Origin of the sequence: Microbacterium phyllosphaerae (genome assembly GCF_017876435.1) — a bacterium.
GTDB lineage: Bacteria > Actinomycetota > Actinomycetes > Actinomycetales > Microbacteriaceae > Microbacterium > Microbacterium phyllosphaerae.
On sequence record NZ_JAGIOA010000001.1, the window covers coordinates 644547 to 655139 of the forward strand.

10 protein-coding genes are annotated in these 10593 nt (G+C 68.9%); 4 read left to right on the forward strand and 6 right to left on the reverse strand.

The annotated features are described in order from the left end of the window. Positions 1–55: 55 nt before the first annotated feature. Entirely contained in the window at positions 56–721 is a 666-nt protein-coding gene (locus JOF42_RS03135) for an HAD hydrolase-like protein (protein WP_210096518.1), read from the reverse strand. Between the two features lie 63 nt (positions 722–784). After that, positions 785–1480, reverse strand: coding sequence for an endonuclease NucS (gene nucS, locus JOF42_RS03140; RefSeq protein WP_056310825.1), 696 nt, complete (start codon positions 1478–1480; stop codon positions 785–787). A 147-nt stretch (positions 1481–1627) separates the two neighbouring features. Between nucS and JOF42_RS03145 the strand changes: the two genes are divergently transcribed. Further along, a complete protein-coding gene (locus tag JOF42_RS03145; RefSeq protein WP_210096519.1) occupies positions 1628–1981 on the forward strand; it encodes a response regulator in 354 nt (117 codons plus the stop codon). A gap of 1 nt (position 1982) precedes the next feature. Here the strand turns inward: JOF42_RS03145 and JOF42_RS03150 are convergent, their stop codons facing one another. Next, positions 1983–3233, reverse strand: a complete 1251-nt coding sequence (locus tag JOF42_RS03150; RefSeq protein ID WP_210096520.1) for an MFS transporter — start codon at positions 3231–3233, stop codon at positions 1983–1985. Positions 3234–3292: 59 nt separating this feature from the next. Here JOF42_RS03150 and JOF42_RS03155 point away from each other — a divergent pair, with 59 nt between their 5' ends. Then, the gene (locus tag JOF42_RS03155) at positions 3293–4354 is read left to right on the forward strand and encodes a LacI family DNA-binding transcriptional regulator (protein WP_210096521.1); all 1062 of its coding nucleotides are present in this window, start codon (positions 3293–3295) and stop codon (positions 4352–4354) included. A gap of 171 nt (positions 4355–4525) precedes the next feature. On the opposite strand, the gene JOF42_RS03160 is transcribed toward JOF42_RS03155, so the two are convergent. The 3 genes from JOF42_RS03160 to JOF42_RS03170 form a co-directional block, all read right to left on the reverse strand. Then, the gene (locus tag JOF42_RS03160; protein WP_210096522.1) at positions 4526–6028 is read right to left on the reverse strand and encodes a hypothetical protein; all 1503 of its coding nucleotides are present in this window, start codon (positions 6026–6028) and stop codon (positions 4526–4528) included. A gap of 122 nt (positions 6029–6150) precedes the next feature. Continuing rightward, the gene (locus JOF42_RS03165; protein ID WP_210096523.1) at positions 6151–6480 is read right to left on the reverse strand and encodes an L-rhamnose mutarotase; all 330 of its coding nucleotides are present in this window, start codon (positions 6478–6480) and stop codon (positions 6151–6153) included. A gap of 14 nt (positions 6481–6494) precedes the next feature. Continuing rightward, entirely contained in the window at positions 6495–7823 is a 1329-nt protein-coding gene (locus tag JOF42_RS03170) for an alpha-L-fucosidase (RefSeq protein ID WP_210096524.1), read from the reverse strand. Between the two features lie 85 nt (positions 7824–7908). Between JOF42_RS03170 and JOF42_RS03175 the strand changes: the two genes are divergently transcribed. Then, entirely contained in the window at positions 7909–9252 is a 1344-nt protein-coding gene (locus JOF42_RS03175; RefSeq protein WP_210096525.1) for an alpha-L-fucosidase, read from the forward strand. Between the two features lie 81 nt (positions 9253–9333). Continuing rightward, complete coding sequence (locus JOF42_RS03180; protein ID WP_245340704.1) at positions 9334–10590, forward strand: ABC transporter substrate-binding protein; 1257 nt, start codon at positions 9334–9336, stop codon at positions 10588–10590. The last annotated feature ends 3 nt before the right edge of the window (positions 10591–10593 follow it).

Genomic DNA, 10593 nt, shown 5'->3' on the forward strand with positions numbered 1-10593 from the left:
CGGGCTGAGGCTCCTCCCCAGGGAGAGTTCTCCTCCCGAGGCGGCGAGCCCGGGCTCAGCTCAACAGAAGCGCGCGCAGCTCGTCGGCGGATGCTGCGCGGAACGCGGCCTCATCGCCTTCGTGCGTGTCGCTGAAGCCCCAGTCGACGAAGATCACGGGCACGCCGTTCGCGTTGCCGCCCTCGACGTCGTGGTGACGGTCTCCGATGAGCACCGGGCGCGACACGTCTGCTCCGCGCTCGGCCAGACGGCGCAGGGCCTCGGCCACGATGTCGGTCTTCGACGCGAGGGTCGATTCGTCGGGCGTCGCACCGACGGTCGTGAGGAAGTACGGGCGCAGCTCGAAGAAGTCGATGATCGCGTCGACCTGGATCTCGGGCTTCGAGCTCGCGGTCGCCTGGGGTACACCGGCGGCGTGCAGATCGCGGATGATCTCGGGCACGCCGGGGTAGGCCACGACGTCGGTCGTGTAGCCGTCGGCCTTGCCGAGTGTGCGATAGAAGCTCACGGCCTCTGCGGACTGCTCGGGGGTCATCCCCGCCTGCGCCTGGAACGACTCGAACATCGGCGGGCCGATCCAGTGCACCAGCTCCTCGCGGGTCGGCGCCGGGTGCCCGAAGTGGGTGAGGGCGACGTTCAGACGGCGGAGGATGCCGACCGATGCGTCGGCGATCGTGCCGTCGACGTCCCAGAGCACGCAGGAGTAAGGGGAAGAAGCCATGTCTTCCAGCCTATGGGCAGTGCACGGTGCGACCGACCGCGGTGAACATCTGTGCAGCTCGCCTCAGAAGAGGCGGGGGATGCCGGACTCGATGCCCTTCATGTCGTCGTAGTCGAGCACGAGGCAGCGGATGCCGCGGTCCTCGGCGAGCACCCGAGCCTGCGGTTTGATCTCCTGTGCGGCGAACACGCCCTGCACCGGTGCGAGGTGCGGGTCACGACCCAGCAGCTCGAGGTAGCGGGTGAGCTGCTCGACGCCGTCGATGTCGCCGCGGCGCTTGATCTCGACCGCGATGGCCGCGCCGTCGGCATCCCGCACCAGGAGGTCGACCGGACCGATCGCCGTCGGGTACTCGCGGCGCACCAGCGTCGCGCCGTCGGAGATGCGCTCGACCTGTTCGGCGAGAAGTCGCTGCAGGTCGGCCTCGACGCCGTCCTTCTGCAGGCCGGGGTCGATGCCGAGCTCATGCGTGGTGTCGTGGAGGATCTCGTAGATCTGCACCCGCAGCGCGTCGCCGGTCTTCTTGTGCGTGACGCGCCAGACCTCGGTGACGCCGGCGATCGACTCCTCTTCACCGGGCTCCTCGGAGGCGAGCGAGCAGGGCGGGCTCATCCAGTTCAGCGGCTTGTAGCTGCCGCCGTCGGAGTGCACGAGCAGACTCCCGTCGCCCTTGTGCACGAGAAGACGTGTGGCGAGCGGGAGATGAGCATTGAGCCGCCCGGTGTAATCCACGGAGCAGCGGGCGATGACGAGACGCACCCGTCGAGCCTACTTCGTCGGGCGGACTCCTTCTGCGGCGGCGGGCGCGTCTGGCGATCTTTCCACATCGACCGGCTACGGGCGCCCCACGCCATCGACCCCGGACTGGATCCTGACATTCTGGGCGGACACGTCGAGGATGAGGAGATGACGGTGTCGATCGAAGTCGTGACCATGATCGTGACTGTCGCGTCCACACTGGTGGGGCTGGCGGCTGGCTTCGGATGGATGATCACGCGCACGGATGCGCGGTTCGAGAAGTCCGAGCAGCGCGCCGATGCGCGGTTCGGCCACCTGGAGACGGATATCGCCGGACTGAAGGCCGATCTCAGGGAGGTGAAGGCCGATCTCCGGGAGGTGAAGGTCGATGTCGCCCAGGTGAAGGTCGAGCTCGGCGAGGTGAAGCTCGATGTCGCCCAGGTGAAGGTCGAGCTCGGCGATGTGAAGATCGCCATTGCCCGGCTCGAAGGCCCGACGCCGCGACTCCTCGTCTCGCGCTGACCTACGGGGTGGACTTCACCGCGACGGGCGGCGTCGACATCTCGTCCTGGCGCAGGGGTCGGGCTGCGCCCGAGAACAGACCGGAGAGCACGACGAGGCCGACGAGGATGAACAGCGTGTTCAGCAGGCCGATGTGCTCGCTGATGAAGCCGAGCACCGGCGGGCCGCCCAGGAATGAGATGTAGCCGATCGTCGCGGCGGCGCTCACGCGCGCGGCTGCCTTCGCGGGGTCGTCCGCTGCGGCGGACATTCCGAGCGGGAAGCCGAGCGAGGCGCCGATTCCCCATAGCGCTGCACCCACGAAGACGAGCGGGAGGCTGGGGGCGAGGATGAACAACAGGATGCCGGATGCCGCTGCGACCGCGAGGATGCGCAGCACGGCCACGCGGCCGAAGCGGTCGACGAGAGGCCCACCGAAGACGCGAACCACGGTCATCGCGACCGAGAAGGTGGCGAGAGCGGCGGCGCCGAGCGCGGTTCCGCCGCCGTGATCCTCTGCGACGCCGAGCGCGAGCCAGTCGTTGGCGCCGCCCTCGGCGAACGACATGCCGAGCATCACCACGCCGATCGCGTATGTGCGGGGCTCGCGCCAGGCCGACAGCGCGACATGCATCCGATCGCGCCAGTGCGGCTTCTCGCCATCGTCCACGCTCGGGTCGAGTGCCTCCTGGCGGCGGGGGACGCTCGCGATGCTGACGACCCCGATCGCCGCGATCAGCACCGCGATGACGAGCGTGTGGGTGAAGACGTTGATCTGCAGCTGTGCGGCGAGTGCGCCGAGCCCTGCGCCGATGACGGTACCGAAGCTGAAGAAGGCGTGGAAAAGCGGGAGGATCGTCTTTCCCGAGTGCTGCTCGATCGCGGTGGCCTCGACGTTCATCATGACGTCGACGCATCCGTTGCCCAGGCCGAACAGCACGAGGCCGATGAGCACGACGGCGTACGAGCCGAGCACGTTGGCTCCGATGCCGATCAGGGCGACACCCGAGGCGAACGTGAAGATCGACACCATCATGCCGAGGCGTGCGCCGGTGCGCGCCATGATCGCGGGGCTCGTCGAGATTCCGATGATCGACGCGATCCCCGCGCCGAGCAGCAGCATGCCGACCTGAGCCTTGTCGACCTCGAGCGCGAGCTTGATGTCGGGGACACGAGATGCCCAGGTCGCGATCGACAGACCGCTGGCGAGGAAGATCGCGAAGATCGCCGTGCGCCAGCGCACGTACTGCGATCGGGAGAGAGCCGTGTCCATGATGCACAGCATATCGAATCGATTCGATGCGACGGAACCGGGGGAGCTATCCTCGGAGTATGACGAGTCATGAGACCCCGCGCCGAGCGACGATCGCCGATGTCGCCCGCGCGGCGGGAGTCGCGACATCGACCGCATCCGTCGTGTTCAGCGGCAAGGCCAACGTCGCGCCGGCCACGCGCGAGCGGGTGCTCGCGGTCGCCGCCGAGCTCGGCTACGCCGGCCCCGACCCTCGTGCCGCATCTCTTCGACGAGGACGCAGCGGCATCGTCGCTGTCGTGCTCGAAGGGCACCTGCGGGCGGCGTTCCTCGACCCCGTGACCACCGCCATGATGGACGGCCTCACCGATGGGATGGCCGATCTGAGTGCCGGCATCCTGCTCATGCGCGACGAGCCGGGCGATGACGGATCCTCGCTCTCGAGCGCTCCCGTCGATGCGGTCGTGCTCATCGGATGCTCCGGTCGCACCAAGGCCTCGCTCGACATCGTCCGCAGCCGCGGGCTCCCGGTCGTCGTGATCGAGGGGGATGCCGGAGAGGGGATCCCGAGGATCACCCTCGACAATGCCGCAGCGGCCGCCGACGTCGCCCGCCACCTGCACGACCTGGGGCACCGCGACGTCGCCCTCGTCACCCTGCCGCTCGACACCGCGCGCGACCGGGGGTCGGTCACGCAGGAGCGCATCGACTCCGCGACCGTCGACGTCACGATCGACCGCCTCGCCGGCATGCGCGAGATCTTCCCCGACGCCCCGGCGATCTCGGCCGGAGGCAGCCTGATCGATGAGGGGCTTCTCGCCGGACGACAGCTGCTGGCGGATGCCGAGTCTCGACCGACCGCCATCCTCGCCCAGAGCGACCTCATCGCCGTCGGAGTGATCCGCGCGGCGGAGGAGCTCGGGCTCCGCGTTCCGGAAGACCTGTCGGTCGCGGGGTTCGACGGCATCGCCGCCGACGGGCTCGGCGACCTCGTGCTCACCACCAGCGTGCAGCCCGCCGTCGAGAAGGGCCGTGCGGCGGGCGAGCAGGTCGCCCGGATGCTGCGAGGCGAGCCCGGGCTCACGCTGCACCTCACGTGTCGGTTCCGCGAGGGCACGACGACGGCACCGCCCGCGCGCTGATCGTCTCTTCCGCCGCCTCCGGCGTTCGGGATGCGGTCACGCGGGTCCGCGCACGCTGCGAAGGAGATCTCGCGTTCGGAAGGAGCATCCGTCTGCTCCGCTCCTTCGTTTCATGCGTTCTCCTTCGATGCGTGCCTGCCGCGCGATTGAGAATGAAGTGCGATACGACTCTCAGCTGTGTGCGGGCCCGAGGGGCAGCGTCGCGTCGCCGAAGTCGAGGATCGAGTACCGGCCGCAGTCGACGACCTCGTCAGGGACGGCGGACACCGGAAGATCCCACTGCACCGTCTGCGAATCCTCGACGAGGAACGAGACCTCACCGACGGCGAAGTCCGTGCGATTCACGAGCCAGGCGTAGGCGTTGAGCCGGTGGTCGACCTGGACCAGCTGTGACGGGTCGTCGAGGTGCAGTTTCGGAAGCCGCACGGTCCAGAACTGCCCTGCGCCGGTGCGACCGGAGGTGTCGACCCAGTCGGTGACGCAGGCGAGATCGGGGTCGGGCTGCTGGGCGGCATCCGCGAGGCGGGGGATGCTGAGGGCGCCCCCGACCAGGAGCAGCGCGCCGGCCGTCACGGCCGCCCCTCGGCGCAGGGGTACGGGGAAGGTCACCGCCCGGGGCGCGGCGACGAGGGCGAGCAGCGGTGCGAAGACGACCGGCTGGAGGTAGCGCGCCGCGTGGGTGCCGAGCGCGATGGCGCCGACGACGACTACCAGCGGCATGATCCAGGCCGCGGCGGCGACCAGCCTCGAGCCGACGTCGGGGGCGCGGACGGTGCGGACCACGGCGAGTGTGACGAGAGCCAGGGTCATCACCAGCGCGAGGATGCCGGGCGGGGTCGAGAGACGGTTCGCGAGCAGCCCGCCGTAGTACTCGATCGATTCCGGCCAGAGCTCGGGCTGTGCGTATCCGGCTCCGGTGTTCGCGATCCATGCCGCGAACGGAATACGTGCGACGAATCCGAGTCCGGTCGCTCCGACGAGGATGACCGACGGGGTGAGGATGCGGGTCCGCCGGCCCGCGTCGAGCAGCGCGGCCACCGAGAGGACGAGTATCAGCGGCACCGTCGCCCAGACGGCGAAGAGCGGGTTGGTGAGGGTCGAGACGAGGGCGACGGCACCGAGGGCGACGGCGAGTCCGATGCTTCGGGCCGATCGATCGAGCATCCGCCGCACGACGCCGACCGCCAAGACCACGGCGACGACCGTCGCGGAGTAGTAGGTGGTGGTCAGTTGCAGCGACGCCAGCTCGAGCGCGTCGCGCGACGCGGACGTCTCGGTCATCGCCAGGGCGCCGAAAGCAGCGAGAGCGATGATCGACCAGACGACCGGAGCGGAACCCGGGCGGGACCGGCCCGCGACCAGGCGTATCGCCCCGTACAGGGCGAGCAGGTTCAGGGCCGCGCTCACCGCGAAGAGCCCGTTCGCGCCGAGGGGGAGGCCGGCGTCGAGAGCCGCGAAGCCGGCGGATTCGGGAAGGAAGAGCACGCTCGACATGGCCCAGTCGAGCTTGTCTCCGGCGAGCAGAGACCGGGCGACCATCGCGACGATCAGTGAGTCGCCGTCGCGGAACATCAGCTCGGCGCGGGCGGACGCCGCCACCGTGGCTGCGGTGATCAGCGAGACGGCGGCGGCCGCCATCCACCCGGCCAGCTCTCGCACCCATGCCCGTGTCACGGGGCTACTCTGCCACGGCCCGCGCACGTTCGAATCGCGTGAATGGCCGCATCCGGACACGATTCACGACCATATGCGCGATTCGAAAGGTTCGGCGAACCGGTCGAGAAGACGGTTCGGGGTCAGGACGAGGCCTGAGCCCGCAGATCCCAGATCTGCTCGAGGGGCGCTGTGCCCTCGTCGCCGTCGGCATCGCGGAAGACCTCGACGAACCGGCCGATGTCGGCCTGCCAGGCGTGGTCGGCCGGGTCGTCCTTGAGAGCAGCCACGGCGGCATCCCAGTCATCGCAGTCGACGAGGTGGAAGAGACGGTGGCCCGATCGCCAGATCGTCCAGTCGTGGATGCCGATGCGCGCGAACGTCGCGGCGAGGGCTTCGGGGATGCGGGCGTGGTTGGTGCGGTAGTCGTCGACCGCGCCGTCGCGGATCTCGGAGTGCAGTGCGATGCGCATGAAGAGGCCTCTCGTCAGTCCCGGGTTCGGAAGGAGATCGCGACGGGGGTCACAGCATCCTCCACATCGACCAGGATCCCACCATCCACGCGCTCGGCCGTGACATGGCGCTCGCCGATGCGGGCCGTGCTCTCGTCGAGGACGCGATCGGGGTCGGGCAGGCGCACCGGACCGGTCTGGTCGACGACGGCGTGCACCGCGTCATCCGTGCGCGTCCAGCGGATCCAGGGCTCGTCGGATGCCGGCATCCGCCCTTCCGGCCTCGCGCCGACCACGGCGTGGCCGTAGTGCCGGTTCCAGACGCCGATCCCCTCGAGGGTCTGCCGCTGCAGCTCGGGGATCCTGCCCGATGCCTCGAGTCCGATGTTCAGCAGCAGGTTGCCGCCGCGCGAGACGACGTCGACGAGCAGACGCACGGCTTCGTGCGCCGAGAGCAGGTGCTCGTTCGTCTCGTTGCGGTTGTGGCCGAACGACAGGCCGATGCCGCGCGTGTTCTCCCAGGCCTCGCCGACCTCGACTGCGGTGCCGTGCACGTACTCGCTGGTGCGGAAGTCCCAGTGCGATTCGCCCCAGCGGTCGTTCACCACCCCGTCGGGCACGCGCTCGTAGAACGTCTGGAACGCATGCGCGAGGCTCTTGGGGCCCGGCTCGATCCCTGCGACGGGCCAGCGGATGTCGCCCCAGAGGATGTCGGGGCGGTAGCGGTCGATCAGGTCGATCACATGATCGTGGGCGTACTCGGCGTAGGCGAGGTCGTCGGGAGCCGGGTCGTCATCGTGCTCGATGGGAGGAAGCCCCGAGAAGTGCCAGTCGAGTCCGCCCGAGTAGTAGACGCCGAATCGCAGTCCCGCCGCGCGCGTGGCATCCGCGAACGCTCCGATCAGGTCCTGCCGCGGACCACGTGCGACCGTGTTGCGCCCGTCGGTTCCCGGTGCGTCCCAGAGGGTCACCCCGTCGTGGTGCTTGGTGGTGGGGATGAAATAGCCGGCTCCCGTCGCGGCGACCACGGCGAGCACCTCGTCGGCGTCGAAGTCCTCGGCCTTCCATGCGTCGAGGAAGTCGTCGTAGGGAGCGCCGCCATGCACCCGCTCATGGTGCATCTGAGCCGGGGAGCCTTCGATGCGCATCGTGTTCGCGTACCACTCGGCGTAGGGGTTGTGGGCGTACCACTCCTCCCTCGGCACCGCTCCGAGTTCGCCTGTCGGCTCCGCCCAGGCGGGCACGGAGTAGGGGCCCCAGTGCACGAAGATCCCGAGCGCGGCGCCACGGAACCATTCGGGCAGAGGCCGCTCGAACTCTCGATACGCGTCGGGGCGAACGGGATCGGTCTTGAACATCGCCATGGTCGGCACCTTTCATCACACCCTTGTGAACGGTTTCGTCTATCACGTATCCTATAGGAAATCTTGAACTCAAAGGAGAGATTCGATGACGGACGCAGGCTTCCGACGGCCCACAGAACGCATCCCCGGTGGGGAGTGGTTCAGCGGGGCGGGCTTCGGCATCTTCGTGCACTGGGATCAGGCGTCGCAGCAGGGGATCGAGATCTCCTGGCCGCTGGTCGGGCGCTCGATCATCCCCGGAGTGGATGCGGTCGAGGATGCCGTGACGGTGGCCGAGTACCAGGCCACGGCGCCCACGTTCGACCCGACCGAGTGGGATGCCGCCGATCTCGCCCGCCGGGTGCGGGAGGCCGGCGCCACCTACGTCGTCTTCACCGCGCGTCACCATGCCGGATACAACATGTTCTTCACCGAGCAGTCGGACTTCGGCGTCGAGCACGGCCCCTTCGGGCGCGACATCACCCGCGAGTTCGTCGAGGCCGTCCGGGCCGAGGGTCTGAAGGTCGGCATCTACTACAGCCTTCCCGACTGGAATCACGCGGACTATCCCGCGTTCCGTGACGAGGACCTGCCGTACAAGCTCGAGCACTGGCCGGCCGCGGGCCTCGCGGAGTTCGCGGACACCCCGGACGCCACTGACCGCCACCGTCGTTCGTCGCCGGAGGAGTGGTCGCGCTACCTCGACTACGTGCGCGCTCAGCTCACCGAGCTGCTCACGAACTACGGGCAGATCGACCTGCTGTGGTTCGACGGCGACTGGGAGCGCTCGGCCGTAGAGTGGACCTCGCCGGGGCTGCGCCGCCTGATCAAAGAGCTGCAGCCGGACGTCGTCATCAACGACCGCCTTCCCGGCCAGGGCGACTACCGCACCCCCGAGCAGGGTTTCCCTCTCACGCCTCCCACCGGGCCCTGGGAGCTGTGCCTCACGATCGGCGACCACTGGGCGTGGCGCAAGGGCCCCGACAACGAGAAGTCCGCGAGGTCGCTGCTCGTCACGCTCATCGACGTCGTCGCCCGCGGCGGAAACCTGCTGCTCAACGTGGGTCCTGGCCCCGACGGCACTCTGCCGGCGGTCGAGCAGGAGCGGCTGGGAGACTTCGCGGGATGGATGCAGGCGCACGCCGAATCCGTCATCGGCGTCGAGCCCACCGAGGGCATCGACTTCCACGGACCGACGACCGCCCGCGCCGGACGCCTCTACCTGCACCTGACCGCACTGCCCGTCGAGGAGATCATCGTGCGCGGGCTTCCGGTGCGCAGGATCACCCGCGTGCATCGCCTCGCGGACGACCTCGAGCTGCAGCACGACGCGAGCTTCGAGGTGCACGAGGCATCCACGGCGGGCGACGACCTCGGCGAACTGCGCATCGTCGCACCCGAGCCCAGCGGCGCCCTGATCGACGTCGTCGCCATCGACTTCTCCGAGTGACCCGAGCAGTACCCGAACACCCGAGCAACACCCCCCTCACCCATCGCATCGAATCAGCATCCAATGAAGGAGGCAGACAGAATGAATGCACTCTCATCCCGACGCGCGAAGCGTCTCGTCCTGACCGGAGTCGCGGGCCTCACCGCGATCACCCTCGCCGGCTGCGCCAGCGGATCCGGCAGCGGAGGCGGCGACGCCGGCGGCCCGCTCGTGCTCTACACATGGGCCGCCAGTGAAGGCGACCAGGCTCAGTGGGCCGACTTCATCTCGGGCGCCCAGGCCGAAGACCCCGACCTCGACATCACAGTCGAGGGCCCGAGCTTCTCGGACTACTGGACCAAGGTGAAGACGCGACTGAGCGGTTCGAACCCGCCGTGCCTGCTCACCACCCAGGCCGCGCGAGCGCAGGAGCTCGGCGATCTGCTGATGCCGCTCGACGACCTGATCGAGAAGAGCGGCTTCGACATCGACAACATCGACGCCTCGATGCTCAGCGGCATGACGGTCGACGGAACGATCCGCGCGATCCCCTACGACGCCGAGCCGATCGTGCTCTTCTACAACGTCGAGGCGTTCCAGGACGCGGGCCTCGATCTGCCCGGCACCGAATACACCCGCGACCAGTTCATCTCGGATGCCAAGGCGCTGACCGACGGAGAGAAGAAGGGCCTCGCGCTCGCTCCCGGCATCTTCATCCCCAACGCCTGGTCGCTCGCCGACGGTGTGCCCGCGGTCACCGAAGACGGAGAGCTCGACCTGACGAACTCCGATTTCGTCGATCAGGTGCAGAGCTTCTTCGACCTCGTGTCGGTCGAGCAGGTCGCCAAGGCGCCCGAGGCCGCCGACGGCTCGGAGGTCTCGCAGCAGGCGTTCACCTCGGGCGAGGTGCCGATGCTCATCGAGGGTCCGTGGATGTACGGCAGCTTCGCCGATGCCGCCGACTTCACGCTCGGTGTCACGATCGTCCCGTCGACGAGCGGCAAGGCTGCGGCGATGACCGCCGGATCGGGGTTCGGCATCGCCGCCAACTGCGATCGCCCAGACGAGGCGTTCGCAGCGATCGAGGCCCTGACCTCGGTCTCGGTGCAGGAGAAGCAGGCGGAGGCCCGCGGCATCGTCCCGGCCCGCATCGAGGCGCTCCCCGCATGGGCTGAGGGCAAGACCGAGGGTGCAGCCGAGGTGGTCGAGGCGCTGCTCGCCGACGCGACCCCGCAGCGCACCACCCCGACCTGGAACCAGGTCGAGACCCTGATGACGCAGTACGGCGTGCAGGGCTACCGGGGTGAGCTCACGGCCGAGGAGATCATGGACACGATCCAGAACTCGGTGGCGGGCTGAGCC

Coding starts and splice junctions, on each gene's coding strand:
- JOF42_RS03175 (WP_210096525.1), top strand. CDS start 7,909: ATGACGGACGCAGGCTTCCGACGGCCCACAGAACGCATCCCCGGTGGG.
- JOF42_RS03155 (WP_210096521.1), top strand. CDS start 3,293: ATGACGAGTCATGAGACCCCGCGCCGAGCGACGATCGCCGATGTCGCC.
- JOF42_RS03150 (WP_210096520.1), bottom strand. CDS start 3,233: ATGGACACGGCTCTCTCCCGATCGCAGTACGTGCGCTGGCGCACGGCG.
- JOF42_RS03145 (WP_210096519.1), top strand. CDS start 1,628: ATGACGGTGTCGATCGAAGTCGTGACCATGATCGTGACTGTCGCGTCC.
- JOF42_RS03135 (WP_210096518.1), bottom strand. CDS start 721: ATGGCTTCTTCCCCTTACTCCTGCGTGCTCTGGGACGTCGACGGCACG.
- JOF42_RS03170 (WP_210096524.1), bottom strand. CDS start 7,823: ATGGCGATGTTCAAGACCGATCCCGTTCGCCCCGACGCGTATCGAGAG.
- JOF42_RS03180 (WP_245340704.1), top strand. CDS start 9,334: ATGAATGCACTCTCATCCCGACGCGCGAAGCGTCTCGTCCTGACCGGA.
- JOF42_RS03165 (WP_210096523.1), bottom strand. CDS start 6,480: ATGCGCATCGCACTGCACTCCGAGATCCGCGACGGCGCGGTCGACGAC.